Below are 24446 nucleotides of genomic sequence, written 5' to 3'. Positions count from 1 at the left end.
CGCTGTGGAGATGCGGTCGTTCGGCCGGAGCGCTGCGCCGCTACTCCACCGCGAGTTCGCGCGGACGGTCCGAGATCGCCACCCGCGGAACGAGGAGCGACAGGAGCAGCGTCAGCACCGCCACGACGAAAACCGTCCAGAACGTGCCGTGCAGGGCGTGCTGCAGCCCGTGCCGGATGGCTTCGCCGCCGGCGCCCAGGCTGCCGGGATCGTCGAGCAGGCGGCGGAGCTGGTCGGAATTCACCGCCGGGCCGCTCGACGGGTGCGCCAGCCGGTAGTTCAGCACGGCGCCCAGCACGGTGGCGCCGAGGGTCGAGCCGAGATTGCGCGAGAAGATGTTCGAGGCCGTCGCCGCCCCGCGCTGCGCCCAGGCGACGCTGTCCTGGATGATCACGATGGCGGCGGTGGACAGGAAGCCCATGCCGAGCCCCATCACCACGGAGCCGCAGGCCGCCACCACGGGGGATGTGTCTGGCCCGAGCGCCACGAAGGCGATCGCGCCGAGGGGCAGGAGGGTCGCGCCGACTAGCAGGATCGGGCGCAGGCCGAACCGCACGAAGCTGCGCGCCGCCGTGGTGGCGCCGATCGGCCAGCCGAGCACCATCAGGGTCAGCGTCAGGCCGGCGATGAGGGGCGATTGCCGCAGCACGCCCTGAACGTACATCGGCAGGAACGCCGTGAGCCCGATCACCGTCATGCCGGATAGCAGTGTCGCGGTGTTGGCCGTCGCGATGGGGCGCTGCATCCACAGGCGGATGTCGAGCATCGGATCCGGGGCGCGCCGCTCCTGGACGACGAACAGGATCGCGGCCACCACGAAGGCCAGCGCCGGCCACAGGGCGGCTTCGGCCGATTCACCGGCCTCGGTCAGCGCGAGCATCAGCGCCGCGATGGCCGCGGTGAACAGGGCCGCGCCGATCACGTCGATCTGGCGGCTGCGGCGCTCGACGCCCTCGTGGAGGAAGCGCAGGAACAGGCCGGCCGCGATCACGCCGATCGGCAGGTTGATCCAGAAGATCCACGGCCAGCTCAGATGGCCGATGATCAGGCCGCCGACCAGCGGCCCGGCCACCGACGAGATCCCCCAGACACTGGCGAGGAAGCCTTGGACCCGGCCGCGCTCGCGGGCCGAATACAGGTCGCCGACGATGGTCAGGCTCACCGGCTGGATCGCCCCGGCGCCGACGCCCTGCACGAGGCGGAACAGGATCAGCGAGGGCATCGACCACGCGAGCCCGCACAGCAGGGAGCCTGCGAGGAACACCGCGATGCCGAACAGCAGCACCGGCCGGCGCCCGTAGAGGTCCGACAGCTTGCCGAACACCACCGTGGTGGCCGTCTGGGTCAGCAGGAAGGAGGCGAACACCCAGGCGTAGAGGTGGAGGTCGCCGAGCTGTCCGGCGATCTGCGGCATCGCCGTCGAGACGATCGTCGCCTCGATGGCGATCATGAACATCGCCGCCATCACCGCGGCGAGGACCAGCGGGCGGCGCGTCTCGGAAGGCTTCGGCATGGCGCCGGTCTAGGCCCCACGAGCGTGCCGACCTAGCCTCGAAACCGGAGACCGGTTCTCTGGCCGCGAGAGCCGTGCGCGAGCGCACATACACCGGCACCTGGCCCCGCGGCGCATGCATGAGCATGGCGCCGCGATGCTCAGGGCGCATGCGGCCGGTCTGTTCAGGCCTCCGCGTCGGCGTCGAGGTCCCGCCCGCGCGTCTCCGGCAGCAAAAAGGCGGCAACAGTCCCGACGAGGCTGAACGCGGCGAGATAGTAGGCCGGCGCGAGCCGGTCGCCGGTCGTGGCGATCAACCAGTTCACCACGTAGTTGGTGCTGCCGCCGAACACCGAGACCGAGACCGCGTAGACGATCGACAGCCCGGCGCTGCGGACGGCCCGCGGAAGTGCCTCCGGAATGCCGACGATCACCGCGGCGGCGTTGATGGAAGACAGCGCCGAGAGCAGGAAGGTGACCGCGTAGACGCTGGCGGCGCTCGGCGCCTGCACGACCCAGGCGAAGGCCGGAACCGCCAGGATCAGGATCAGCGCACGCGGCCAGATCATCACCGGCCGCCGGCCGACCCGGTCGGCGAGCCAGCCGCCGAGCAGCGGGAAGATCACGGAGGCGAGCCCGAGCGCGATCGGCACCGCCGTGGCGGCCGTCTCGCTCAAGCCGAGCGTCGCGCCGGCGAAGACCGGCATGTTGGTGCCGACCGCGTTCGACACGGTGGAGGCGGCGATGACCAGGAAGGTCAGGCCCAGCAGCCGGCCATGCTCCCGCAGCAACCGGCCGACCACGGCCAGGGTCGAGGCGGCCGCGTCCGGATCCTCCTCGGCGCCGGCCGTCTCCGGCAGATGACTGCGGATGACGAGGCCGACCGGCACCACGCACAGGCCGAGGGCGAACATCAGCCGCCAGCCCCATTGCGCCATGGCCTGGTCGCCGAGGACGAGCGCCAGGGCGGTCGCGAAGATCCCGGCGAACAGGGCCGCACAGCCCTGGCTGGCGATCTGCCAACTCGTCACGAAGCCGCGCTTCTCCGGCGGCGCCGCCTCCAGCAGGAAGGCGGTGGACGGGCCGACCTCGCCGCCGAGGGCGAGCCCCTGCACGAGCCGTCCGGCGATGACGATCACCTGTGCCCAGCCGCCGATCGTCGCGTAGGCGGGGCAGGCGGCCAGCATCAGCATGCCGACCGCCATCAGCGCGATGGTGATCAGCATCGCGGGCTTGCGGCCGGCACGGTCCGCGAAGGCGCCGATCAGCACGCCGCCGATGGGCCGCATGACGTAGCCGATGCCGAACAGGGCGAGCGACGCCAGCAGGCTGTGGGTCGGATCGTTTGCCGGGAAGAAGGCCTCGCCGATCGGCTTGGCGAAGAAGGCGTAGACCGTGAAATCGTAGAATTCGAGAGCATTGCCCAGGACGACGGCCCCGACCGACTTGCGGTCGAGCGTAGGATGATGTGCGCCGGGATGCGGTGCGGTCCGGGCGTCCATCAGCGGGCCGACCCGTCGACCGGGTGCCTGGCGAAACCGCCGGTCACGGATTCTGCGCCATCCGCCAGGGCTTCGTCATGACCGGACAGCCGGAGCACGGGCGCTTCCGTCCCCTCCGCGCAGGCGCGGGCTTTCGCGGCCGAGCCCTTGGCGGATGCGGCTCGGCCGAGCGCGCGGGCATCGAGATCGTTCGGGGGCGAATCCATTCGGGCGCAGCTCCGTATCGGTAGGCTGCGCCGCGATGTAGGGCGCGGATCGCGCGCGTCGTCGCTCTCAGTGACGCGTCGGATCCTCCGACGGCGGAAGCACGACGGCCTCGCTGAACGGGAATTCCAGCACGACCTCGCCGTCATCGTCCATGACCACGAGGCATGCGGTCATCAGCCGGGCCTGGTTCTGCGGATTGCGCAGGGCGGCGCGGATCGTCTCCTGGGCCATCTCCCACGCCGCGTCCGGATCGCGCAGCTCGGTCCCGGTCGGGTCGGAGACGACATCCGCGCCGATATGCGTATGGAAGAAGTACCGCGGCATGGCTTTTACCGGCTCGGAGGCGTCCGCCAGGGCGGAGCGATCCGCGATAGGTGGGGATCGCCGGTCCTTGGACCAAACCGCAGCGCAGGCCGCCCAGCCGCGCCCGTCCTCAGCCGTTCGCGGCGCGTCTGTCCGGTGCGGACGGGACCGGGCGGAGGGCCCGCACTTGGCCGGTGACGCCGGCCGCGCGGTGCTGCTTCTCCATGGCCATGAGCGGACGCAGTTCCGGCTCGGCGAAGTCGAGGAGCTTGGCGTTGCGCCAGCGCGGCTTACCGGAGCCGCGGCCGAACCAGCGGGGACGCTCTTCCTCGACCAGCAACACCAGTCGCCCCGTCCAGGTCTTTCGGAACCAGAAACGCCCCGTCAGAGACATCGCTCAATCCTTGCAGCAGAGCCGCCCCCGTCTTGGTGCCTCAATAGCGAACTCGGCGGTTCGCGTACGGTTAGAAGAAGCAGAAGGCCCGACGAAATCCCGCTATCCACAGCAGCCGGCGCAGCGGCACGGCGGGGAGCGCCTACCGCGCGATGTGCCGGAGGGAGAGTGCCAGGACGACGAGCCAGACGCCCCCCGAAACGGCGAACACGAACCCGCGGAGGATCGCTGTCTCCAGCGCCGCGTGCGCCGAGCGCCGATCCGGTGTTCGTGACACGCCGCCCCTGCGCGAAGGCTCGGGACGCGCTCCGACCGGCCGCTGCTCCGGCACGGCGAGCAGGCGCGTCAGGCTGTCCGGGAGCGGTCGCGGGTTTGTCTGCACGGCACCCGCGAACCTACAGGGCTCAGAGCCGGGGCGACAAGCCGTGCAGGGGCATCCCGGATCGCCGCTCCCGGCGCCCGCTGCGATCCGATTTGTCGGCTTCCGGCCCCATGCTACAGCGCGCGTTCGGCGGGCTTGTCCGCCCGTCGGTCCGCGGATGTCACAGCCCCCTGTCTTGATCACCGGCGTCGCCGGCTTCATCGGGAACCAGCTCGCTTTGCGTCTCCTCGAGTCCGGCCGCCAGGTCGTCGGACTCGACAGCGTCAACGCCTATTACGACGTGCGGCTCAAGGAGGCCCGGCTTTCCCGTCTCGCGGGCTTCGAGGGCCACAGCTTCACGCGGCTCGACCTCGCGGACCGGGACGGCCTCGACGCGCTGTTCCGCCGTCACGACTTCCGGACGGTGATCCACCTCGCAGCCCAGGCGGGCGTGCGTCATTCGCTCACCGATCCCCATGCCTATGCGGCGAGCAACCTCGTCGGCTTCCTGAACATTCTGGAGGCCTGCCGCCACGGGGGTGTGGAGCATCTGCTCTACGCCTCATCGAGTTCCGTCTACGGCGGCGGCACGACCATGCCCTTCTCGGTGCATCAGAACGTCGACCATCCGCTCAGCCTCTACGCCGCGACCAAGAAGGCGAACGAGCTGATGGCGCACAGCTACAGCCATCTCTACGGGCTGCCGACCACCGGCCTGCGGTTCTTCACCGTCTACGGCCCCTGGGGTCGGCCGGACATGGCCCTGTATCTGTTCACCCGCGCCATCCTGGCGGGCGAGCCGATCCGGGTGTTCAACGAAGGGCAAATGCTCCGGGACTTCACCTACATCGACGACATCGTCGCGGGGATTCGGGCTTTGACGGAACGGCCGGCCACGCCAAACCCCGCCTGGAGCGCTGCCGAGCCGGATCCGGGGACCAGCGCCGCCCCCTACCGGATCTACAACATCGGCAACAACGAGCCGGTGGCGCTTCTGGAGATGATTGCACTCCTTGAGGCGGCCCTGGGCCGCAAGGCGGAGAAGATCCTGCTGCCTATGCAGCCGGGCGATGTTCCGGCGACCTACGCCGACATCGACGATCTCGTGCACGAGACCGGATTCCGCCCCGCCACGCCGTTGAAGACGGGCATCGGGCACTTCGTCGATTGGTATCGGACCTACCACGGCGTCTGAGACAGGCGCGGTGAGCGCGCGACCGGCCGCCGGCGGCCGGACGGGGCTTCCGGCCATCCGGGGAGCCAAACCGGCCGCACCGTGTTGAGGCAGGCGGCGCGCCGGGTCGGCCGCCGATCTGAACACGGGCGACGGCTTTGCCAGACTAGGCCGTTGCGCCCGCCGGGCAGATTCATTTAGAGCTATTCCAGGCAGGCAAGCTCTGCCCGCATCGCTGCCGCAACGGTGGCCAACAGGAGGAAATCCATGCGTTCACTCGTTTTCGGCGCCGTCCTTGCCGTTGTCATGCCGCTCGCGGCACAGGCCCAGGAGGCCGGGGATGCGGCCGCCGGCGAGAAGGCGTTCGCTCCCTGCAAGGCGTGCCACAATTTCCAGAAGAACGGCGTGGGCCCTGATTTGAAGGGTGTCGTCGGCCGCAAGGCGGGCACCTACGAGGGTTACAACTACTCCGCCGCCCTGAAGAACTCGGGCATCACCTGGGACGAGGCCAACCTGCACGAGTGGCTGAAGAACCCGAAGGCGAAGGTCCCGGGCACCAAGATGATCTTCCAGGGCTATCCCGACGACAAGAAGATCAACGACGTCATCGCCTACCTCAAGACGCAGTCCTGAGACGCGAATTCGCGCAAGCCAGAACCGGGAGCGACCGCGCGGTCGCTCCCGGGCCGGGTGCGGTCCCTAGTCGGACGCGAGACCTGCCTGAAGGCTCAACCTGAGGGTAACGAGATCGTGAAGGAGATCCTTGCGACCCTGGATGTCGAAGCCGGTCAGGCCGCCCGCCTCGTCGGGGATGCAGGCCAGTTCGTCGCGCAGGGCTAGGCCGGCCGGGGTGAGGAAGATGCTGACCTGACGCTCGTCGACCCGGTCGCGGGCACGGCGAACCCGGCCTGAGGCCTCGAGGCGCTTCAGGAGCGGCGTCAGCGTCCCTGAATCCAGGAACAGACGATTGCCGATCTCCTTCACCGAAAGGCCGTCCTGCTCCCAGAGCACCAGCAGGACGATGTATTGCGGATAGGTCAGCTCGTAGCGCCCGAGAAGGTTTCTGTAGGCGCGACCGAAGGCGTGCGCGGCGGCGTAGACCGCGAAGCACAGCTGATTGTCGAGGCGCTGCCGCTCCTGCTGCGAAGGCTGATCGGCACGCGTGTGCCCCGCCTGATCCAGCTCAGCGCCGATCTGCGAGGCCGAAGGGCCTGACATAGGATAACTCTCTCTGGTAAAGGCTGGCTCGCGTACCGGTATGGCGAAAGGCCCCTCTTAGGCATTTCGCATAACCTATACAATTGGGGCGATCGACCAGGATTGCCACGCGTTCTGTGCGGTGATCCTCAGCCATCCATCAACGGATGCAGATCGCGGACCATCGCCTTCAGGCGTTCATCGAGCACGTGCGTGTAGATCTGCGTTGTCGAGATGTCGGCATGACCGAGCAGCTCTTGGACGATGCGCAGGTCGGCCCCGTTCTGCAGGAGATGGCTGGCGAAGGCGTGACGGAGCACGTGGGGGCTGACGCGGTCCGGATGCAGGCTGGCCGCCGCAGCGAGCGTCTTCAGGTCGCGGGCGAAGGCCTGCCGGGTGAGATAGCCGCTGTCGCTGTCGGCGGGGAACAGCCACGCGGAGTCCTCCGGCACCGCCGGAAGATGGGCCGACATGGCGGCGCAGGCCGCCTCGGTCAGGGGGACCAAGCGCTCGCGGCCGCCCTTGCCCTTGATGAAGAGGTAGCGCTCGCGGCTCACGCCCGCCGCGCGCGGCAGCGCGACCAGCTCCGAGACGCGCAGGCCCGTGGCGTAGAGCAACTCGAGCAGGCACACCATCCGGCGTGCCCGGCGGGCCGGCCCCGGCGGCTGCTCGGCGGCGGCGGCCGCCTGCGCGGTGGCGAGCAACCGGTCGACCTCCGCGATGGAGAGCACCTTGGGCAGCGACCGTCCCCGGCGCGGTCCGGAGACCGCGACGCTGGGATCGCTCTCGGCGCCCCCCTCGGCGTACAGGAACTTGTGGAAACCGCGCACGCAGGACAGGCGCCGCGCTGCCGAGGAGGCCTTGAGGCCGCGGGTCTCGAGATCGATCAGGAAGGCCCGGAGCGTGCCGGAATCCACGGCGTCGAGCGCGGTCCCCGACCGGGCGAGGTAACCGAGATAATCCTCCAGATCGCGCCGGTAGGCGGTCAGGGTGTTGAGGCCGGCACCGCGCTCGGCGGCCAGCATGTCGAGATAGTCGGCGGCCTCGGGGCAGAGCGCCCGGCCGGCATCGCCGGAGACGTCCGACCCGCTCAACGGTTGCCGGGCTGGAGCTTCGAGGCGGGGATGGAAACAGTCATCTCCCGCGGCGTCGGCTGGACGAAATTCGCCAAGGCGAACATCGCAGCGAAAACCAGACCCGCCAGGATCGCGAGGCTGGCGAAGAAACGGAATAGGGTCGGCACGTCGGTCGAACCTCGGGCAGACGGGCGCTGGCGGCGGGAAGGGGGACGGGCGAGGGCTGTCTCCGAGCCGCCGCGGGTGCTCGGGTTCGACCACGCGAACGCGGCGCTGACAAGGCCCACAACGACACAGCGATGCGTTTCGCAGCCCGCTTGAATCGCGCTAAGAGCCTGCCGCAGGATGGAGGCAGCCCGGCGACAGGCGCTCGGGGGCCGGTGAGGAGGCGGGGACGCCACACGGATGCGATGCAGGAGTCGATGCAGGAGGCCATAAGCGAGGAGGCGGCGGGTGAACCGATCGAGGCGCGTCTGCGCCGCGCGCTCGGCCTGCGCTCGATCGTGCTCGTCGGCCTCATGGGGGCGGGCAAGAGCACCGTCGGCCGGCGCCTGGCGAGTCGCCTCGGGCTGATCTTCAAGGATGCCGACATCGAGATCGAAGCGGCGGCCGGCCTGACGATCCCCGACATCTTCGCCATCTATGGCGAGCCGAGCTTCCGCGACGGCGAGGAGCGGGTGATCTCGCGGCTTCTCCGGGCCGGCCCGCTGGTCCTGGCGACCGGCGGCGGCGCCTACCTTCGCGAGGCGACGCGCGCCCGCATCGCCGAATCCGCGGTCTCGGTGTGGCTGAAGGCCGATCTGGACGTGCTGATGCGGCGCGTGCGCAAGCGCGGCAACCGTCCGCTGCTGCAGACCGAGGACCCGGAGGCGACGATGCGGGACCTGATGGCCGTGCGCCACCCGGTCTACGCCGCCGCCGACGTGATGGTCATCTCCCGGGAGGTGTCGCACGACCGGGTCGTCCAGGACGTGCTGGAAGCGCTGGACGCCCATCTCAGCGGCGAAGGCTCCGTCCCCGTTGCCGCCCAGTGAGACCCGAGCGAACCGCCCCATGACCGAGCCGACGCCCCGTCAGGACCTCCTGACCGTCCACGTGCCCCTCGACGCCGGCCGCGCCTACGACATCCTGATCGGCCGCGGGCTGATCGACACGGCCGGCGCCGCCGTGGCCGCGCTCGGGGGACGCCGCGCCGCCATCGTGACGGACGCCACCGTCGGCGCCCTCTATGCCGCGCGGCTTCGCACCAGCCTGGAGCGCGCCGGCCTTCAGGCGGGCGTGGTGACGGTGGCACCGGGCGAGGCGTCGAAGTCCTATGCGGGCTTTGCGGAAGTCTGCGACGGTCTGCTCGCCCTCAAGGTCGAGCGCGGCGACCTTGTCGTGGCCCTGGGCGGCGGCGTGGTCGGTGACCTCGCCGGCTTCGCGGCCGCCACCCTGCGGCGGGGCGTGCGCTTCGTGCAGGTGCCGACGAGCCTCCTTGCCCAGGTCGATTCCTCGGTGGGCGGCAAGACCGGCATCAATGCGCCGCTGGGCAAGAACCTGATCGGCGCCTTCCACCAGCCGCGTCTCGTCCTGGCCGATACGGCCGCCCTCGACACCCTCTCCGAGCGCGAGATGCGCGCCGGCTATGCCGAGGTCGCCAAGTACGGGCTGATCGCCGATCCGGGCTTCTTCGACTGGTGCGAGGCGAACTGGCGCGGGATCTTCTCCGGCGGCCCGGAGCGCGAGCAGGCGGTCGCCTCCTGCTGCCGGGCCAAGGCCGCGGTGGTCACCCGGGACGAGCGGGAGGACGGGGAGCGGGCGCTGCTCAATCTCGGCCACACCTTCGGCCACGCCCTGGAGCGCCTGACGGGCTACGATTCCGCCCGGCTGGTGCATGGCGAGGGCGTGGCGATCGGGATGGCGCTCGCCTTCCGCTTCTCGGCCCGGCTCGGGCTCTGCGGCGGGCAGGATGCCGGCCGCGTCGCCAACCATCTCGCCCTCGCCGGGCTGCCGACCCGTCTGCAGGCGGTCCCGGGCGGATGCGGCACCGTCGAGTCGATTCTCGACGCGATGACGCAGGACAAGAAAGTCCGCGACGGCGCGCTGACCTTTATCCTGGCCCGCGGGATCGGCCAGAGCTTCATCGCCCCGGGCATTGACCGGGCGGCGGTGGCGGCCTTCCTGGAAGACGAACTGGCGTCGCATCGAGACCTCTGAAGTGCTCGATAGTCGGCGGTGGCCTTGCCTAACGCAGGCCGTGCCGCTATGAGCCTGCCACGTCCGGCGCCGCACACTGCGTGCGTCGGTCACGGTTCCTCGGAACCAGGGCCGCAATAGCTCAGCTGGTAGAGCACCTCATTCGTAATGAGGGGGTCGGGGGTTCGAATCCCTCTTGCGGCACCACCACTTAGCCCTGCGCTTGCTGACCGAATGACCGGCCCGGCATGCATATGGCAAGCAGCATGGCGAACAACTCGACCATCTCCGAGCTGCGCTAGGCCGCCGTTGTAAGCGGCCAGGACATCGACGCCGCCGTCGATGCGGTGCCGGCCGAGCTCGCTACCGAATCGTATCCGCTCGCGAAGGCTGGGCGCCGATCTCGTCGAGCCCCTCCGTACGCACACCTGGGCGACCGAGGCGCTGATCGCCGAGAGGCCGGCGCGCCTGGTGGCCAACAGCCCGGCCATCAGCCAGAAGCAGCGGACCGCGATCCCGTGGCGCTTCGCGAGGGCCGCTCCCGCCTCTTGATGATGCGAGCCCCGCGAGCGCATCAGGCAAGGCCGCTTTCGACCCGCCTCGGTGACACGCGGGAGAATATCAAGGCTGCGCGGGCGGCAGTTGAATGGACGCCTCGCACCACAGCGCGACCGGCGGCCGCGTAGTCGCAATCTCGCGACCAGCTGGCATCGTCATGTCCTGAGCCAGCGCATCTCAATGACTGGATCTACTACTGCAGACCGCGGTGATCTCGTCGAATTCGCGGGGATAGTTATCGAAATTCATCTCTCTGAGCCGCAAGCGATCGGGAAATACATGACCAGCAGCAGATGGCCGGCCGGCAGCACTACGAGAATATGAGACGAATCAACTTAAAGTAGAAAATGCAGAGTTCAATCCTTCTCGAAAAATCTACACTTAAAGAAAGTTTACTGATATTTTATTAGTTTATGAAAGAATTGGCATAGAAACGCCGGTATTAAAAGCAGGTTAAGATGCTGTCTCTCCGCCCCAGCCATCACGCGAAATTGAATGCGCTCGACAGCTCCCACGCACTGATCGAATTCGATCTCGACGGAAAGGTCGTCACCGCCAACGCCAACTTCCTGTCGATCCTCGGCTACCGACTGGACGACATCAAGGGGCGGCATCACTCCATCTTCGTCGACCCGGTCGAGCGCGAGAGCGCAGCCTACAAGGCGTTCTGGGACGCTCTGCGCAGCGGTGTACATCAGACATCTGAGTACAAGCGCATCGGCAAGGGCGGCCGCGAAGTCTGGATTCAGGGGAGCTATACCCCGCTCATCGGGCGCAACGGCAAACCCTACGGCGTCTTCAAATGTGCCACGGACATCACAGCGCAGAAATTGCGCAACGCCGATTTCGAGAGCAAGCTGAACGCCCTCGACCGCTCGCAAGGGATCATCGAATTCAACCTCGACGGGACGATCATCACCGCCAATGAGAACTTCCTCGCGGTGGTCGGCTACAGCCTCGACGAGGTGAAGGGCAAGCACCACGCGATGTTCGTCGATGCGGCAGACCGCGATACCGCGGCCTACCGGGCCTTCTGGGACCGGCTCCGGAGCGGCGAGTATCAGCAGGCGGAGTACAAGCGCATCGGCAAAGGCGGCCGCGAGGCCTGGATCCAGGCCACCTACAATCCGGTCCGCGACGCCGCGGGCCGCCTCGTGAAAGTGGTGAAGTTCGCCACCGACATCACCGAGGCCGTGGCCGAGCGGCTGCGGCGGGCCGAAATCCACCGGGGCGTCGACCGCGACCTCGACGTGATCAGCAGCTCGATCTCTCATGCGTCGCAGCAGGCGGTGAGCGCGGCAAGCGCGGCCGCGCAGGCCTCAGGCAACACCCAGAGTGTCGCCGCCGGGTCCGAGGAGCTTGCCGCCTCGGTCGGCGAGATCAGCGCCCAGGTGAACCGCGCGCTGCAGGTCACGGGGCGGGCTGTCGAGCAGGCGGTCGCCACCTCGACAGTGGTCGCCGGCCTCGCCTCCGCCGCCCAGCGCATCGGCGAGGTGGTCGAGATGATCAACACGATCGCCGGGCAGACGAACCTGCTGGCGCTGAACGCGACGATCGAGGCCGCCCGGGCCGGCGAGGCCGGCAAGGGTTTCGCCGTGGTGGCCACCGAGGTGAAATCCCTGGCGGCACAGACCGCGAAGGCGACCGAGAGCATCAGCAGCCAGATCGCGCAGACGCAGGACGCTGCGAATCAGGCCGCCACCGCCATCGCGGGCATCGGGCAGACGATCGGAGAGGTCAACGAGATCTCCTCGGCCATCTCGACGGCCGTCGAGCAGCAGGCTGCGGTCGCCCAGGAGATGTCCATCAACATGCAGGCCATGACCCAGGCCGTAGGGGAGATCAGCCGCAATGTGAGCGTGATCGCCGCCTCGACCCAGGAGGTCGACTCCTCAACGCGGCTGGTGCGCGAGGCGTCACGGGCCATGGTGTCTTAGACGCCGCCCGTCGCTGCCGCTTCTGCCTCTGCGGTCGTCCGCTCCAGCGCGGGCCGCCGTAAGGCCGTCCGTCGCGGAGCGCGCGAGTCGGTTCGACCGCGGGACCGGGAGGCTCAAGACGGTGAGGCGCCGTCGACCCGTGGCGGCACCTCACGCTTCCGCACGATCCGGGCCCGGTCCCGCAGCGTGACCTCATGGGTCGGCCATTCGCGGCAGGCAGCCTCGAACGCGGCGAGCGCCATCGACAGCGGGTAGATGGTGGCGAGGTGCAGCGCGACGTTGCCGCCGGCGTCGCGCCAGACCTCGATCGTGTAGGGCACCCCAGGCGGCACCGGCGGGATCTGCTTCGCCGGCGGCGGCAGCGTGATCGCGGCGAGGCAGAGGCGCTCGTATTTCCGCGCGGGCGCCGCCCCGGGCCGGCGCTGGTAGCGGCACGACGCCGTCAGGTGGCGGAGCAGATCCACCGTCGGGACGTCGGCGCCGTAGCGAGCGATCAGGCTGGCCACGGTGTAGCGTCCCGAGCGCTTGCAGGGCGCGCAGTCGACGTAGACCCGACCAGGCTGGACGTTGCCCAGGCGCCCCATTCTGGTGCTCCTCCGCTTGCGAACGAACGCAGAACAAGCCCGAGGCGGGGGGAAGCTTCAAGGCGCCCGCGCCTCCGATCTTCGCAACCGGTGGACGAATGTGAATGGCGGCCGATTTCGTCTGTCTCCGCATCGACTTATGAGAGAACCGCGCTCGGATGATATCGGCCCGCGCCCAGGCCATCGCCTGTCTCGGCCTGCGGACCGCCACGAAGAAGCAGCACGTGGCCGAGCATGCCGCCGACCGGCGGTCCGGCAACTGGGGGCTCGGGGACTCTCACAGGCCAGTGCGTCCGAGAACGATGCCGCCCCACGGTCGAAGGCAGCATCCAAGGCAGGAGGCTCCATGAGGCAGGCTGCGAGCGATGAACGGCTCTCCCTCGACGCCGTGTCGGTCGAGGACCTGAACGCCGCCCTCCGTGTGGTCCGGCGGCTGCCCCTGGAACTGCTGGGCTTCCTCATCCTGTTGCCGATCGTCGGCATCGGCCTGTCGTGGCTCAGTACGGCCCTCGCACCACCCTATGGCCTCTCCATCTTCGGGCAAGGCCTCGTGACCTGGGGCCTGCTTCTGACGCTCGCCCTGCTGTTCGGGCTGTTCTGGTGGCGGGGACGACAGGTCGGGCTCCTCCTGCACGACCCGGCCATCCTGGCGTCGCCGGTCATGAGCCTGATGTCGGTGCCCGGCGTGTTGGCCGCGCGAGCGCAGGCCCTGGGCCTGGAATGGAGCGGGTTCTACGGGCCGCTCCGCCCGCGCCGGAAGTGAGTCCACGTCTAGATCAGGCCGCCTGACGATCCCGCGGTCAGCGTCTGGCCAGCCCGGTTCACGAGCTTCGCGAAGGCCAGCGCGGCCGCCGAGGCCTGGGTCTCGGACGGAAAGGTGCGGTCCGATTCCAGGACCGTCATCTGCGTCGCGTCGAGCAACACCCAGGTCCAGAGGTGGCGGCCGGTGGCGCGGATCTCGAAGTGCATGGCAGGCTCGTGGCGCAATGGGACATGCCCGCACCATGCGCCGCGAAAAGGCCTGACGCGTTAATGGCTTGGCCGGCGCAACAACCTGCGTCGGCTAACCACGCGGTTGCCCCCGACATCCTCGCAGATCACAGGCGGGATCAGCCGCGCCCCTTGGCCGCGAACTCCCAGACCGGCGGTCCCCAGGTCTGACCCGGCTTGGTCCGGTAGCCGGAGAAGCGGTCGAACACGACCCGGTCGGGCTCGACGCCGGTGACCCGGCTGTCGTTGACCATCAGGGCGCCGGCATATTCCACGCGCAGGAATCCGTGCTCCGGATGGACCCCGAACAGTTGCGGCGCGGTCCAGCCGAGCCGATGCGCCTCGGCGCCGAACTGGTCGAGGAAGGCCAGCGCGCTCGCCCGCATCGCCGCCCACTTCGCCGGCAGGAGATACCGGCACGGCGAGGCGTGCTCGGACAGGCGCTCGATCTGGTCGCGCCAGGACGCGACGGCGGGCGGGAGGTCGGACATGACGGCCGGGTTAAGGGGCGCAGACTTAATAGACCGTCATCGGGCGGAGAATGGCAGACGGAGGGAGAAGAACGTCGTGATCGCGCCGCTGCGCTAACCTTGAGCTTCTGACAGGAGCTTATCGCGTGGTTTGTGCTTGGCTCGCTCGTGCGCCAGATTTGGTCGATGTCGCTCGAGGACGCCTATCGTGCTTGGCAGACCGAGCCCGCGGAGCTTCCGGGACCTCGATGACGTGGTACTGCGCGTCGACGCAATCAGCGATGACGGCGACCTCATCGCCGCGGGCACGGAAGGCACGATCGTCAGCATGCATGATGATGGTGCGCGCTTCGTGTGGAATTTTCCGAGCCGGACAATGTGCTGATGACAGCTTTGCGGCATCAGCTCCCGCTCGCGAACAGATCAGACGTCGAGCGCGAAGCTCATCCCGGTCATCTTCACGATCGATGGCCCGATCCCCAAGGCGATCCCGTCAGGATCCGCGCGGCCCCGCCCCGATCTGCTCACGGGACGGGGGAGTGTCCGATCTCACCAACGATGAGCCGAGCCGATACGCCGAACGGCTCGAGGCCAAGAGGCTGACACCCGAGATACAGGTCCGCCGGTGCATCGAAGCCGCGCGTGACGCTGGCGTCTGCGAGGATCAGACCGACTTCGATGCCGCCGTGGGACAGATCAAGGCGCCGGGGAAGGCCAAGGGCCGAGCGAACTCGCAGCGTCGTTGAGCCGGACCCCCGCGAAGGTGAGCGTCGCCGTGTAGACGACGGTTCCAGCCTCATCGCGGACCAGGACAACGAAGGCTTGGTTGTCCCCGTCGCCCGGGATCGCGAACCGCGCGATCTCGGGCAGGCTTCGCATCGCAAGAGCGCGGGCCGCCTCAAAATTAGCGCAGTCGCTGCCTTCCTCGTCGCGATGGAAGCTTCGGTTGCTGATATCGAAAAAGTACCGCGGCATGGGGCGCTCCACAGTAAAGGGGCGGGAGCACGCGCTACTCTCGGCCACTGACGCCCGAATCAATCTGCCAGCGATAGGCGCACCTTTACACGGTCATGCGTGGTCGGCATTGATCTGGATCGCCGAATACCGCCTATCTCGTATGACCACACTGCATCATCGCTGACGAATCAACGCGGACCGGGCGGCCCTTCCGGGATCCGCGCCCTGGGGGATGAAAAGCCGGATCCGCGGCGCGAAGCGGTCGTTGCCCTGCGCCTCGGCGCGATGTTGATCGCGTTCCGCGGCTAGAGCGCTGCCGTGAGGGCCTGCTCGATATCGGCGATGCTCGGGATCGGCGCGGCGATACCGGCGCCGGGTCCGCGCCGCCCGTCAGGACACCGCCGATGATGGATCCGGTGAGGCGCACAGCGCGTCGATCACGGCGCTGGCTCCGATGCCCTCGGACGGTCTCCGGCGGAGACACCTGACGGTCCGATCGGTTCGTCCTGAACCGCCCGACGGCGCCAAGCCGTGAGCAGAGCGGCGAGGGCGTCGGGGTCCAATCCGTAGCTGTCCGGCAGCCCGGCTCCACGCCCGGTGAGCTGGCGGTTCAGGGCGACGAGGCGGCCCTCTCCTACGCGCGCATCGTCGAACACGACCATCCGCTGCATCGTGCCCTTCACGGTCACCGCTGCGAAGCCGCTGACGTCGTGCCAGGACATGCGCCGCGACCGGCCGGCCTGCACGATCGTTAAGCCCGTCCCGTCGAGATGCAGCGACGAACCCCGGATCGCCACGAGGATCAGGACCGGCAGGCCGCCCAGGAACAGCACGACGCCCGGCCAGAGCAGCACCTGCATCGTCACTGACGGCGCCTCGTGCATCAGCATCCAGAGCATGACCCCGCCGAAGACGGCCGACAGGGTGGCGAGAAACAGGATCTTCTTCACCGAGGCCCGTAGAACCAACGGACCGGGATAATGCGCGAGCACGGTGTCCGCCGAGCGGATCTCCGATTCCAGCAACCCGGGCCGCATGTGCCAGACGGAGACCGCCGCACAGACCCCGAAGAACGCTGTCGTCGCGACGCCACCGTCCGCCCCCGTGACGATCATTCCGATGCCGCCGGCGACGAGAACGAGGCTGAGGCCGAGCAGCAGCGCGTATCGGAAACGGGAACCGCTCGCTTGGTTCGACACGGACGACCTACCCCTGATGGGCGCGGCCGATCAGGTTCGTCCGCGTCCGGTTGCGCATGGTCACGCCAAGGCCAGCACGCCCGCGACCACCGCCACGCCGACCCCGAGCCACGCCACATAGTCGCCGATCAGGCCGCTGTGCAGCACCTCCAGCGCACGGGTCGGCGCCGATTGCGTCGCGCTCACCGGTCGGACCACCAGCGCCGGCAGGCGTCTCCGGAACAGCCCGTAGCCGGCACCCGCCAGCGCGGCGACCACGGATGCCCATGGCAACCAGCCTGGTCCCTCCGCCAGGGTCTCCACCGCCGGCCGGTGCAGGAAGGCCGACGCCGCCCGCGGAAGGGCGTGCTCGATCAGGCCCGCCGGCACACCGACGTCGAGGGCGAGCAGAACGCAGCAGGGCGCCAGCATCAGCCAGAGCGGCCGATTGGCCTTCTCGCGCTCGTCCTCGCTCGGTGCCCCGGCCTCGTCGCCGGGATCGGGCCCCAGGCCCAGGAAGATGCGTCCTGCCGCCCGGAGCACCGCCGCCCCCGTCAGGGCCGCGCCGATGGCGCCGGCCGCCAGCGCGATCCCGTGCCCCTGCTGTGCCAGCGCGCCCTGGACCAGGCGCGTGCCCTGATCGAGCACGCCGAGCGGGAGGCCGCAGAGCAGCAGCCCGGCCAGACCCATGGCGATCCCGGCGGGCCAGATCCCCCGTCCGAGCCCCCGCAGGGCGATCTCGTCGATGCTGGCCTGGGTCGCGAGCAGGATGCCGGCGATCATGAACAGGGCCCCCTTCACCAGCCCGTGGCCCACCACGTAGACCAGCATACCGCCAGTCCCGTCCACCGAGAGGGCCCCGAGGCCGGTGAGCATGATCCCGGCATGCGAGATCGTCGAGAAGGCGAGCATCCGCTTCAGGTGGCGCTGCAGCAGGGCCATCCAGCCGCCCAGGAGGGCCGTGAAGCTGCCCAGGCCGATGAGGAGCGCCGGCAGGGCGTGCCGAACCTGATCGGAGCCGCCGAACACGACGGCGCTCACCTTCGCGAGGCCGAACAGCCCGAGCGAGACCATCGCCCCCGAGAAGATCACCGAGACTGGGCTCGGCGCCACCGCGTGGGCGTCGGCGAGCCAGAACTGGAACGGCACGATCGCGCCCTTGATCATCAGGGCGGACGCCACGAGGCAGAAGGCTCCGGCCACCACCGGATCGCGGCCGCTTCGCGCCACGGCGGCCGCGATGCCCTCGAAATCGAGCGTGCCGGTCTGGGCGTAGATCAGCCCGATGCCCCCGAGCATCAGGAAGCCCGCGAGGCTGTTGACCACGGTGAAGTTGATGGCACCTGCCAGGGACGATTCCGCCAGATGGTAGGCCGTCAGCGCGAAGGCCGCGACGCTCATCACCTCGAACCACACGAACAGGTTGAACATATCGCGGGTGAAGCAGAACCCGACCATGGCGGCCAGAAACAGCAGCATCAGGATGTGGAAGTGGCCGTGGGTGCGATCGAAGAAGCCCCAGGCGAACACGAAGGTCAGGGCGTAGAGGAGGCCGATGAAGGCCGCGACCCAGCCGCTGGCCTCGTCCACCGAGAAGCCGATGCCGAGATGGACGCCGTCGCGCGGCTCCCAGCCGCCGAACCAGTAGACCAGGGGCCCGTCGGCGGCATGCACGGCGATGACGCCGCAGAGCACCGCGACGCTCAAGGCCGCCAGCGTCGCCAGGATGTCGGGGAGGCGGCCTGGCAGGAAATGGGCGGTCGCCAGCATCGCCGCGCAGATCACGAGCGGGATGGCGACCGGTAGCGGGAGGAGGGCGGCGGGAAAAGCGGTCACGAGGCTTTCCGCTCCCCATCGCCCACCCGGTTCGATCCCCGATCGCGCCCGGACTGGCCGACCGCGCGCATCGGCCGGAGCTTCTCCGGGTCCAGGCTGCCGCCGCGCTTGTAGGCCTGGATCGTCAGGACGAGGAGAAGCGCGGTGAGCGTTGCGCCGACCACGATGTCGGTGAGCACCAGCGCCTGCATCACCGGGTCGACGGCGGGCGTTCCCGGCGGGTGGTCGTAGAAGATCGGCGCGATGCTGCCCCAGCGATAGCCGAGGCCGAGCAGGAGCACGTAGGTCGCCGATTGGCAAACGCCGAGGCAGCCCACGAGGTGGATGAAGTTGCGGCTTGTGGCGATGCCGTAGAGACCGATCCCGAACAGCCACGCGGCAACCGCGTAGGGGAGAACACTCACGCGGATTCCTCCCCCGGTTCCTCGGGCTCGCGCGCCTCGCGGGTCTCCTCCATGAATTCCAGGAAGAGCTGCGTGAAGCCGCCCGTCACCGCCAGGGCGACGCCGAGGTTCTCGACGAGCATCAGGCCGCCCGAGAACAGGTCGCGGAAGGTGCCGAGCGGCAGGATGTTCTGCATGAAGGCGGCGCCGGTGAGCATCGGCGCCAGCCCGCACAGGGCGAAGAGAAGCGCGCCCCCGCCCTCCAGGGCGTCGAGCCAGTGGCTGCGGATGGCGTCGCGCCAGCCGGCATAGCCCTCGCCGAGATAGATCAGCAGGGTCCCGGAGGCGAGGATGACGCCGCCCTGGAAGCCGCCGCCCGGCGTCACGGTCGCGTGCAGCACGACGTAGAGGCCGAACAGCGCGGTAAGCGGGCCGGCGATCCGGCAGGCGAGCACGACGGCCTCCGAGCGCGGGATCACGGCGCGGCCGGGCCGGCGCATGGCGCGCTCGGTGTTGCCCTCGCCGCGCCGCCCGCGCAGCAGCACCACCGTGCCGGTGATCGCCGCGAGCAGCATGAACTCCTCGCCGAGGGTGTCGAGGCCGCGCAGGTCGAAGTTGATGGCGCTGACCATGTTGGCGACGTGCCGCGCCTCGGGGGCGACCGCGTTGATGCGTTCGCCATACTGCGCGATCGTCGATCCGAAGGGCGGCAAGCCGGCGATCACCGCCGCCGCGCCGGGGAGCAGGGCGAGGCCCGCGAGGGCCAGAAGGACGATCCGGGCGTTCGGGCTCACGAATCCTCCTCGGGCGGCTGGGTCTTCACCGCCATGAGCGCCACGAGGAAGAGGAGCGGGACGGCCGCAGTGCCGACCGCCAGCTCGGACAGGGCGACGTCGGGCGCCTGAAGGGCGTCGAACAGGATCGCCAGGACGAGCCCGTTGACCGCGATGGCGAAGACCTGCCGGGCGGGATCGCGCACGAGGACCACGGCAGTGCCCGAGATCGCGGCGAACAGGAACAGCAGCGGCAGGATCGCCGTCATGCCGAGCGGCCCTCGCGCATCAGCACGGCCCGGCCGGAGACGTGCGACAGCACCGCCGCCCAGGCGAGGAACACCACCATCATCACCAGGATCTTGAGCGAGCGCCCGGAGACGCCGTCGGCGAGGAACGCCGCCATGGTGACGAGGACTGAGGCCGCGACGTTGAGGAAGGCCAGCGCGTGCAGCCGGTCGAGGGCCCGCGGCAGGCGCCACAGGGCGAGCGCGGCGAGCCACGTCACCGCCACCGCGAGGGCCAGCAGGACACCGATGACGACGCTCATATCCAGCGCTCCAGGAAGACGGCGAGCAGCATCGTGCCGGGCAGGTTGAGCAGAACCAGGGTGAGGGCGAGGTCGGTGATCGAAGCCTGGTCCGTGGCGAAGGCCATGAGCGTCAGGATCAGGACCGTGACGCTGCCGGCGAGCTGGTAGGCGGCGAAGCGCTGGCCGGGCCGGCCCCGCCACGCCAAAGCCGCCGCGACGGCGAGCGGCGGCAGCAGCGCCAGGATGGCGGCCGTCCAGACCGTCATCGCGCCTCCTCCAGGCCGTGCGTCACCACCGTTCCGTGATCGCGGTCGAGGGTGAGGACGTAGCTGTCGGGGGCGAGCGAGGCGGCGAGCAGTCCGACGGCCCGCGCGGCCGGCGCCGTCGCACCGTCGGGCGTCGCCCAGGCGAAGTCGGAGGCGCTCCGCTCGCGGGTCGTCCCGCCGCCGGCGCCGCCATGCAGGGCCCTCACAAGCTGGCCGCCCACCTGAACGGTCTCGCGGGGCAAGCCGCGCAGGGCCCGCCAGATCGGCCGCAGCGTCCCCCGGTCGAAGCGGAACCGCACGCCGCCGCGCCGGCCGACGCCCCACCACCACAGCGTCCCGAGGCTGGCGCAGACGAGGGCGGCGAGTCCCTCGTTCACGCTCACCGAGCCGGCAAAGACCATGTAGGTCAGTGCTAGGGCGACCCAGATCGCGAGGCCATCACGCCCCGAGCGCCTTCTGAGTCCGCTGATCGGTCCTGCCCGCATCGATCCTGACCGGAGCGCGCCCCGCGGAAGCGTGGCCATGCGCATGCCCGACCGAACGTCACGGCGGGCGCCCGCGTTCCCGGAACTTGAAGACACGCTTCCGTGTAGGGCGATCAGAGATGGGAGTGCGCATGAAGGCCGAGATCCTGAACATCCGCTTCCTCCACGAGGGCTGGAGCCGGTTCGGCATCGCGCAGGTGCGCCTCGCCGACGGCGCCGTGGTCGAGCGGGAAATCGAAGATCACGGCAACTCGGTGGGGATCCTGCCCTACGACCCGGAGCGGCGGGTCGCGACGCTCGTGCGCGAGTTGCGGGTCCCGCCGCTATTCGCGGCCGGCGAGCAGGTCCAGCTGGAAGCCCCGGCCGGCCTGATCGATGACGGCAGCCCTGAGGAGAATGCCCGCCGGGAGGCGATCGAGGAGGTGGGCCTGCGCCTGCACGCCCTGGAATTCGTCGGCGCCACCTATTCCTGCGCGAGCCTCACCACCGAGAAGATCCACCTGTACCTCGCGATCTACGGCTTGGCGGATCGGGCCGAGGCGGGCGGCGGGGCCGAGGGCGAGCACGAGAACATCCGGGTCGTCGAGATCCCGCTGGCCGAGCTCGCCGCCCGGGCCGACCGCGCCGAGATCACCGACCTGAAAACGCTCACCCTGATCCTGGCGCTCCGGGCACGCCATCCGGAGCTGTTCCACCGGTGAGGAACCGCCAGCGCGCATTCGCCCAGGGTCTGCTGACCGCGCTGGTGCTGGCCGGGGTCGCGTGGATCGCGTTCCACCTGCGCTGAAAGCGACCTGCGTGAAGGACACTCATGCGGACAGTAAGCTCCGAAGAGCCGTCGGCACGTCTTGAACGCCGGCCACGGCGGGCCCATCGTCCGCGCAAGACTCGGGAGGTCACCGGATGACGCGCGCCTGCATCGTGGGCTGGGCCCACACACCCTTCGGCAAGCTGGAGGAGCCGGATGTCGAAGGGCTGATCGCCCGGATCTCGGGCGAGGCGCTGGCCCATGCCGGCGTCGAGGAATCCCAGGTCGACGGCATCTATGTGGGCTCGATGAACACCGGCTTCTCGAAGCAGGGCTTCGAGGGCGCGCTGGTGGCGGTGAATCGGCCCGGCCTCGCCCACGCCCCGGCGACCCATCTGGAGAACGCCTGCGCCACCGGGTCGGCGGCCCTCTACGCGGCCCTCGACTTCGTCGACAGCGGCCGCGGCCGCGTGGCCCTTGTGATCGGCGCCGAGAAGATGACGGCCAAGACCGTCGCCGAGACCGGCGACATCCTCCTGGGCGCCTCCTACCGGAAGGAGGAGGCCGACATCGAGGGCGGCTTCGCCGGCGTGTTCGGGCGGATCGCGGCGGGCTATTTCCAGCGCTACGGCGACCGCAGCGAGGAGCTGGCCCGGATCGCCGCCAAGAACCACCGCAACGGCGTCGGCAATCCCTACGCGCAGCTGCGCAAGGATCTCGGCTTCGACTTCTGCAACCGGGTCTCGGAGAAGAACCCTTACGTGGCCGCTCCCCTGCGGCGCACCGACTGCTCGCTGATCTCGGACGGCGCGGCGGCCCTGGTGGTGGCGGATGCCGAGACGGCGGAGGGTCTGGAGCGGGCGATCGGCTTCCGCGCCCGGGCCCACGTCAACGACATCCTGCCGCTGTCCCGCCGCGACCCGGCGGAGTTCAAGGGCGCGCGGATGGCCTGGGAGAAGGCCCGCGCGCAGGCCGGGATCGCCAACGAGGACCTCTCCTTCGTGGAGACCCACGATTGCTTCACCATCGCCGAGCTGATCGAGTACGAGGCGATGGGCCTCGCAGCCCCCGGCGAGGGCTACCGCGTGGTGCGCGAGGGCTTGGCCGAGAAGGGCGGGCGGCTGCCGATCAACCCGTCCGGCGGCCTGAAGGCCAAGGGCCATCCGGTCGGCGCCACCGGCGTGTCGATGCACGTGATGGCCTGCCTCCAGCTCATGGGCGAGGCCGGCGAGATGCAGGTGCCCGGTGCGGAACTCGCCGGGATCTTCAACATGGGCGGCGCGGCGGTCGCCAACTACGTGTCGATCCTGGAACGGCGGCGCTGAGCGGAGGCTCGGCGGCCCGGCGACGATCCAGAGGGGCGGGCTGCCTCTCTGGACCGGACGAGGATCGAACGCGAGAGGTCAGGTCCTTCGCGAGGTCTCGCGGTCGCGGTCTTCGCGCGACCGGGGCGCGGCAATCCAGCAGGGCGATGACGGCCAGCGCACATTGCCGTGGTTCGCTGCGGTCGCGGCGGATGAGGAGAGGGGCCGCACGCCCCTCGGACGCGAGCGTCTCGCTCAGCCGAGCCGGTCCAAGGCCTGCGTGAGATCGGCGATCAGGTCGGCCTCGTCCTCCAATCCGATGGAGAGGCGAACGGTTTCGGGCCCGACCTGCGCGGCGGCCTTCTCGTGTTCCGGCAACTGCCGGTGGGTGGTCGAGGACGGGTGGATCGCCAGCGACTTGATCTCGCCGATGTTCACGAGGTGCGAGATCAGCTCCAGGGCGGCGATGAACGTCAGGGCCGCTGGCTCGCCGCCCTTCAGGGCGAAGGTAAAGATCGAGCCCGGCCCGTTCGGCGTGTAGCGCCGGGCGAGGTCCTCCCCGGGCTGTCCCGGCAGCATCGGATAGCTCACCCAATCCACCGCCGGATGGTCCTTGAGGAAGGCCGCGACCGCCCGCGCATTGGCGCAATGCCGCTCCATGCGCAACGGCAGGGTCTCGATGCCCATGAGCGTCAGGAACGCGTTCATCGGCGACAGGCCGGGCCCGAGGTCGCGCAGGCCGAAGAACCGGCAGGCGGCCGCGAACGGAGTTTCGGGGAAGGCCTTGGTCAGGACGAGGCCGTCATAGTCCGGCCAGGGCTCGGTGATCAGGTTGTAGCCGCCGGCCTTTTCCCAGTCGAAGCGGCCGGCGTCGCAGATCACGCCGCCGATGGTCTGGCCGGAGCCGCTCAGGAACTTCGAGGTCGAGTGCCAGACGATGTCGGCGCCGTGCTCGATCGGTCGGATCAGGGCCGGCGAGGCCAGGGTATTGTCCACGACGAGCGGGAGATTGTGGCGCCGCGCCACCGCGGCGATCCCATCGAGGTCCACCACCGACGCGCAGGGATTCACGATCGATTCGCAGAAGATGGCCCGGCAGTCCGGGGTGATGGCCGCCTCGAAATCCTCCGGGGCCATGCCGCGTGCGAAGCGGGGCTTCAGGTCGTAGCGCCCATCGAGGCGGCGCATCAGACCGAGTGACCCGCCGAACAGGCGTGGCGAGGCGACATAGGCGTCGCCGCTCTTCATCAGCGTCATCAGGACCAGCTGCATGGCGGACTGTCCTGAAGACACCGCCACGCCGGCCTTCGCGCCCTCGAGATCGGCGATGCGACGTTCCAGCGCGGCGACGGTGGGGTTCGAGCCGCGGGAATACGAGAAGCCTGTCCGCCGGCCGGCGAAGATGTCCGCCGCCTGCTCGGTCGAGTCGAACACGAAGCCGTTGGTGAAGTAGATCGGCTGGACCCGCGCGCCCGTGGCGGGGTCCGGCGCCGCGCCGGCATGGATGGCCCGGGTCGCGAAACGGTGCGGTCGGTTCTGATCCGTCATGGCTCTCGGTCGG

31 protein-coding genes and 1 tRNA gene are annotated in these 24446 nt (G+C 69.4%); 11 read left to right on the top strand and 21 right to left on the bottom strand.

Features of this window, described 5'->3' with window-relative positions:
* Positions 1-40: 40 nt before the first annotated feature.
* From PQI07_RS35320 to PQI07_RS35300, 5 genes are all read right to left on the bottom strand, one after another.
* A complete protein-coding gene (locus PQI07_RS35320; RefSeq protein WP_043351996.1) occupies positions 41-1513 on the bottom strand; it encodes an MDR family MFS transporter in 1473 nt (490 codons plus the stop codon).
* 164 nt (positions 1514-1677) lie between these two features.
* Positions 1678-2994: an MFS transporter gene (locus PQI07_RS35315; protein WP_043383873.1), complete on the bottom strand. Its 1317-nt coding sequence runs from the start codon at positions 2992-2994 to the stop codon at positions 1678-1680.
* On the bottom strand, positions 2994-3200 hold the full coding sequence (locus tag PQI07_RS35310; protein WP_274929134.1) for a ribosome modulation factor: 207 nt from the start codon (positions 3198-3200) through the stop codon (positions 2994-2996). Before PQI07_RS35310 ends, PQI07_RS35315 begins: the two co-directional genes overlap by 1 nt.
* A gap of 67 nt (positions 3201-3267) precedes the next feature.
* Complete coding sequence (locus tag PQI07_RS35305; RefSeq protein WP_043351991.1) at positions 3268-3525, bottom strand: DUF6894 family protein; 258 nt, start codon at positions 3523-3525, stop codon at positions 3268-3270.
* A 109-nt stretch (positions 3526-3634) separates the two neighbouring features.
* Positions 3635-3898: a hypothetical protein gene (locus PQI07_RS35300; RefSeq protein WP_043351989.1), complete on the bottom strand. Its 264-nt coding sequence runs from the start codon at positions 3896-3898 to the stop codon at positions 3635-3637.
* A 539-nt stretch (positions 3899-4437) separates the two neighbouring features.
* Between PQI07_RS35300 and PQI07_RS35295 the strand changes: the two genes are divergently transcribed.
* Positions 4438-5454 carry an NAD-dependent epimerase gene (locus PQI07_RS35295; protein WP_111474210.1) on the top strand — a complete coding sequence of 339 codons (1017 nt, stop codon included), beginning with the start codon at positions 4438-4440 and terminating at the stop codon, positions 5452-5454.
* 246 nt (positions 5455-5700) lie between these two features.
* Complete coding sequence (locus PQI07_RS35290; protein ID WP_024831013.1) at positions 5701-6066, top strand: c-type cytochrome; 366 nt, start codon at positions 5701-5703, stop codon at positions 6064-6066.
* 66 nt (positions 6067-6132) lie between these two features.
* Here PQI07_RS35290 and PQI07_RS35285 read toward each other — a convergent pair whose 3' ends face one another.
* The 3 genes from PQI07_RS35285 to PQI07_RS35275 all read right to left on the bottom strand — a co-directional run bounded on the left by PQI07_RS35285 (position 6133) and on the right by PQI07_RS35275 (position 7873).
* Positions 6133-6651, bottom strand: coding sequence for a MarR family winged helix-turn-helix transcriptional regulator (locus PQI07_RS35285; RefSeq protein WP_043383865.1), 519 nt, complete (start codon positions 6649-6651; stop codon positions 6133-6135).
* Positions 6652-6779: 128 nt separating this feature from the next.
* Complete coding sequence (locus tag PQI07_RS35280; protein ID WP_274929133.1) at positions 6780-7724, bottom strand: site-specific tyrosine recombinase XerD; 945 nt, start codon at positions 7722-7724, stop codon at positions 6780-6782.
* Positions 7721-7873: a hypothetical protein gene (locus PQI07_RS35275; RefSeq protein ID WP_053609962.1), complete on the bottom strand. Its 153-nt coding sequence runs from the start codon at positions 7871-7873 to the stop codon at positions 7721-7723. The genes PQI07_RS35280 and PQI07_RS35275 overlap by 4 nt, the downstream gene beginning before the upstream one ends.
* 255 nt (positions 7874-8128) lie before the next feature.
* On the opposite strand from PQI07_RS35275, the gene PQI07_RS35270 reads away from it, so the two are divergent.
* The 4 genes from PQI07_RS35270 (at position 8129) to PQI07_RS35255 (ending at position 12379) form a co-directional block, all read left to right on the top strand.
* Positions 8129-8740: a shikimate kinase gene (locus PQI07_RS35270; protein ID WP_051044824.1), complete on the top strand. Its 612-nt coding sequence runs from the start codon at positions 8129-8131 to the stop codon at positions 8738-8740.
* Between the two features lie 19 nt (positions 8741-8759).
* Complete coding sequence (gene aroB / locus PQI07_RS35265) at positions 8760-9905, top strand: 3-dehydroquinate synthase (RefSeq protein ID WP_043755786.1); 1146 nt, start codon at positions 8760-8762, stop codon at positions 9903-9905.
* 110 nt (positions 9906-10015) lie between these two features.
* Positions 10016-10091 (top strand) — tRNA-Thr (locus PQI07_RS35260).
* An 809-nt stretch (positions 10092-10900) separates the two neighbouring features.
* Entirely contained in the window at positions 10901-12379 is a 1479-nt protein-coding gene (locus PQI07_RS35255) for a methyl-accepting chemotaxis protein (protein ID WP_043351977.1), read from the top strand.
* Between the two features lie 113 nt (positions 12380-12492).
* Here the strand turns inward: PQI07_RS35255 and PQI07_RS35250 are convergent, their stop codons facing one another.
* Positions 12493-12963: a hypothetical protein gene (locus tag PQI07_RS35250; protein WP_274929132.1), complete on the bottom strand. Its 471-nt coding sequence runs from the start codon at positions 12961-12963 to the stop codon at positions 12493-12495.
* Positions 12964-13309: 346 nt separating this feature from the next.
* On the opposite strand from PQI07_RS35250, the gene PQI07_RS35245 reads away from it, so the two are divergent.
* Positions 13310-13726 carry a hypothetical protein gene (locus tag PQI07_RS35245; RefSeq protein WP_075379662.1) on the top strand — a complete coding sequence of 139 codons (417 nt, stop codon included), beginning with the start codon at positions 13310-13312 and terminating at the stop codon, positions 13724-13726.
* 8 nt (positions 13727-13734) lie between these two features.
* On the opposite strand, the gene PQI07_RS35240 is transcribed toward PQI07_RS35245, so the two are convergent.
* Positions 13735-13932 (bottom strand): hypothetical protein, encoded by a 198-nt coding sequence (locus PQI07_RS35240; protein ID WP_043351974.1) that lies wholly within the window; start codon positions 13930-13932, stop codon positions 13735-13737.
* A 140-nt stretch (positions 13933-14072) separates the two neighbouring features.
* Positions 14073-14444, bottom strand: coding sequence for a hypothetical protein (locus PQI07_RS35235; RefSeq protein WP_043351972.1), 372 nt, complete (start codon positions 14442-14444; stop codon positions 14073-14075).
* A 232-nt stretch (positions 14445-14676) separates the two neighbouring features.
* Here PQI07_RS35235 and PQI07_RS35230 point away from each other — a divergent pair, with 232 nt between their 5' ends.
* Together PQI07_RS35230 and PQI07_RS35225 are read left to right on the top strand one after the other, a co-directional pair.
* Positions 14677-14808 (top strand): hypothetical protein, encoded by a 132-nt coding sequence (locus PQI07_RS35230; RefSeq protein WP_274929131.1) that lies wholly within the window; start codon positions 14677-14679, stop codon positions 14806-14808.
* A gap of 154 nt (positions 14809-14962) precedes the next feature.
* Entirely contained in the window at positions 14963-15169 is a 207-nt protein-coding gene (locus tag PQI07_RS35225; protein ID WP_274929130.1) for a hypothetical protein, read from the top strand.
* Here PQI07_RS35225 and PQI07_RS35220 read toward each other — a convergent pair.
* The 9 genes from PQI07_RS35220 to PQI07_RS35180 all read right to left on the bottom strand — a co-directional run bounded on the left by PQI07_RS35220 (position 15120) and on the right by PQI07_RS35180 (position 20833).
* The gene (locus PQI07_RS35220) at positions 15120-15398 is read right to left on the bottom strand and encodes a DUF6894 family protein (RefSeq protein ID WP_043383849.1); all 279 of its coding nucleotides are present in this window, start codon (positions 15396-15398) and stop codon (positions 15120-15122) included. The two genes, PQI07_RS35225 and PQI07_RS35220, sit on opposite strands and share 50 nt — an antisense overlap.
* Positions 15399-15817: 419 nt before the next feature.
* A complete protein-coding gene (locus PQI07_RS35215; RefSeq protein WP_274929129.1) occupies positions 15818-16579 on the bottom strand; it encodes a hypothetical protein in 762 nt (253 codons plus the stop codon).
* A gap of 60 nt (positions 16580-16639) precedes the next feature.
* Complete coding sequence (locus PQI07_RS35210) at positions 16640-18394, bottom strand: complex I subunit 5 family protein (RefSeq protein ID WP_274929128.1); 1755 nt, start codon at positions 18392-18394, stop codon at positions 16640-16642.
* Positions 18391-18798, bottom strand: a complete 408-nt coding sequence (locus tag PQI07_RS35205; protein ID WP_053609957.1) for a sodium:proton antiporter — start codon at positions 18796-18798, stop codon at positions 18391-18393. Before PQI07_RS35205 ends, PQI07_RS35210 begins: the two co-directional genes overlap by 4 nt.
* Positions 18795-19571, bottom strand: a complete 777-nt coding sequence (locus PQI07_RS35200; protein ID WP_043755800.1) for an MnhB domain-containing protein — start codon at positions 19569-19571, stop codon at positions 18795-18797. Before PQI07_RS35200 ends, PQI07_RS35205 begins: the two co-directional genes overlap by 4 nt.
* Positions 19568-19819 (bottom strand): Na(+)/H(+) antiporter subunit B, encoded by a 252-nt coding sequence (locus PQI07_RS35195; protein WP_043383840.1) that lies wholly within the window; start codon positions 19817-19819, stop codon positions 19568-19570. The genes PQI07_RS35200 and PQI07_RS35195 overlap by 4 nt, the downstream gene beginning before the upstream one ends.
* Positions 19816-20100 (bottom strand): monovalent cation/H(+) antiporter subunit G, encoded by a 285-nt coding sequence (locus tag PQI07_RS35190; RefSeq protein WP_182591937.1) that lies wholly within the window; start codon positions 20098-20100, stop codon positions 19816-19818. The genes PQI07_RS35195 and PQI07_RS35190 overlap by 4 nt, the downstream gene beginning before the upstream one ends.
* Complete coding sequence (locus PQI07_RS35185) at positions 20097-20348, bottom strand: monovalent cation/H+ antiporter complex subunit F (RefSeq protein ID WP_043351953.1); 252 nt, start codon at positions 20346-20348, stop codon at positions 20097-20099. The genes PQI07_RS35190 and PQI07_RS35185 overlap by 4 nt, the downstream gene beginning before the upstream one ends.
* Entirely contained in the window at positions 20345-20833 is a 489-nt protein-coding gene (locus PQI07_RS35180) for a hypothetical protein (protein ID WP_274929127.1), read from the bottom strand. Before PQI07_RS35180 ends, PQI07_RS35185 begins: the two co-directional genes overlap by 4 nt.
* Before the next feature lie 131 nt (positions 20834-20964).
* On the opposite strand from PQI07_RS35180, the gene PQI07_RS35175 reads away from it, so the two are divergent.
* Positions 20965-21534: an NUDIX domain-containing protein gene (locus PQI07_RS35175; protein WP_274929126.1), complete on the top strand. Its 570-nt coding sequence runs from the start codon at positions 20965-20967 to the stop codon at positions 21532-21534.
* 202 nt (positions 21535-21736) lie between these two features.
* Positions 21737-22906 (top strand): acetyl-CoA acetyltransferase, encoded by a 1170-nt coding sequence (locus PQI07_RS35170; protein ID WP_274929125.1) that lies wholly within the window; start codon positions 21737-21739, stop codon positions 22904-22906.
* A 234-nt stretch (positions 22907-23140) separates the two neighbouring features.
* Here the strand turns inward: PQI07_RS35170 and PQI07_RS35165 are convergent, their stop codons facing one another.
* Positions 23141-24433: an O-acetylhomoserine aminocarboxypropyltransferase/cysteine synthase family protein gene (locus tag PQI07_RS35165; RefSeq protein ID WP_043383831.1), complete on the bottom strand. Its 1293-nt coding sequence runs from the start codon at positions 24431-24433 to the stop codon at positions 23141-23143.
* Positions 24434-24446: the final 13 nt, after the last annotated feature.

The sequence above is a fragment of the Methylobacterium sp. 092160098-2 genome, assembly GCF_028920805.1.
Classification (GTDB): Bacteria; Pseudomonadota; Alphaproteobacteria; order Rhizobiales; family Beijerinckiaceae; genus Methylobacterium; species Methylobacterium fujisawaense.
The sequence above is the reverse complement of the archived record's forward strand: the minus strand, read 5'-3'. Positions and strand labels throughout refer to the sequence as shown.

Bases quoted from the DNA above. Each gene is read 5' to 3' on its own strand.
- PQI07_RS35300 (WP_043351989.1), bottom strand. From the start codon at position 3,898: ATGTCTCTGACGGGGCGTTTCTGGTTCCGAAAGACCTGGACGGGGCGA.
- PQI07_RS35190 (WP_182591937.1), bottom strand. From the start codon at position 20,100: ATGAGCGTCGTCATCGGTGTCCTGCTGGCCCTCGCGGTGGCGGTGACG.
- PQI07_RS35250 (WP_274929132.1), bottom strand. From the start codon at position 12,963: ATGGGGCGCCTGGGCAACGTCCAGCCTGGTCGGGTCTACGTCGACTGC.
- PQI07_RS35170 (WP_274929125.1), top strand. From the start codon at position 21,737: ATGACGCGCGCCTGCATCGTGGGCTGGGCCCACACACCCTTCGGCAAG.
- PQI07_RS35310 (WP_274929134.1), bottom strand. From the start codon at position 3,200: ATGGATTCGCCCCCGAACGATCTCGATGCCCGCGCGCTCGGCCGAGCC.
- PQI07_RS35290 (WP_024831013.1), top strand. From the start codon at position 5,701: ATGCGTTCACTCGTTTTCGGCGCCGTCCTTGCCGTTGTCATGCCGCTC.
- PQI07_RS35180 (WP_274929127.1), bottom strand. From the start codon at position 20,833: ATGCGGGCAGGACCGATCAGCGGACTCAGAAGGCGCTCGGGGCGTGAT.
- aroB (WP_043755786.1), top strand. From the start codon at position 8,760: ATGACCGAGCCGACGCCCCGTCAGGACCTCCTGACCGTCCACGTGCCC.
- PQI07_RS35270 (WP_051044824.1), top strand. From the start codon at position 8,129: ATGCAGGAGGCCATAAGCGAGGAGGCGGCGGGTGAACCGATCGAGGCG.
- PQI07_RS35235 (WP_043351972.1), bottom strand. From the start codon at position 14,444: ATGTCCGACCTCCCGCCCGCCGTCGCGTCCTGGCGCGACCAGATCGAG.
- PQI07_RS35175 (WP_274929126.1), top strand. From the start codon at position 20,965: ATGAAGGCCGAGATCCTGAACATCCGCTTCCTCCACGAGGGCTGGAGC.
- PQI07_RS35245 (WP_075379662.1), top strand. From the start codon at position 13,310: ATGAGGCAGGCTGCGAGCGATGAACGGCTCTCCCTCGACGCCGTGTCG.
- PQI07_RS35255 (WP_043351977.1), top strand. From the start codon at position 10,901: ATGCTGTCTCTCCGCCCCAGCCATCACGCGAAATTGAATGCGCTCGAC.
- PQI07_RS35165 (WP_043383831.1), bottom strand. From the start codon at position 24,433: ATGACGGATCAGAACCGACCGCACCGTTTCGCGACCCGGGCCATCCAT.
- PQI07_RS35220 (WP_043383849.1), bottom strand. From the start codon at position 15,398: ATGCCGCGGTACTTTTTCGATATCAGCAACCGAAGCTTCCATCGCGAC.
- PQI07_RS35320 (WP_043351996.1), bottom strand. From the start codon at position 1,513: ATGCCGAAGCCTTCCGAGACGCGCCGCCCGCTGGTCCTCGCCGCGGTG.
- PQI07_RS35305 (WP_043351991.1), bottom strand. From the start codon at position 3,525: ATGCCGCGGTACTTCTTCCATACGCATATCGGCGCGGATGTCGTCTCC.
- PQI07_RS35285 (WP_043383865.1), bottom strand. From the start codon at position 6,651: ATGTCAGGCCCTTCGGCCTCGCAGATCGGCGCTGAGCTGGATCAGGCG.
- PQI07_RS35195 (WP_043383840.1), bottom strand. From the start codon at position 19,819: ATGACGGCGATCCTGCCGCTGCTGTTCCTGTTCGCCGCGATCTCGGGC.
- PQI07_RS35240 (WP_043351974.1), bottom strand. From the start codon at position 13,932: ATGCACTTCGAGATCCGCGCCACCGGCCGCCACCTCTGGACCTGGGTG.
- PQI07_RS35185 (WP_043351953.1), bottom strand. From the start codon at position 20,348: ATGACGGTCTGGACGGCCGCCATCCTGGCGCTGCTGCCGCCGCTCGCC.
- PQI07_RS35295 (WP_111474210.1), top strand. From the start codon at position 4,438: ATGTCACAGCCCCCTGTCTTGATCACCGGCGTCGCCGGCTTCATCGGG.
- PQI07_RS35315 (WP_043383873.1), bottom strand. From the start codon at position 2,994: ATGGACGCCCGGACCGCACCGCATCCCGGCGCACATCATCCTACGCTC.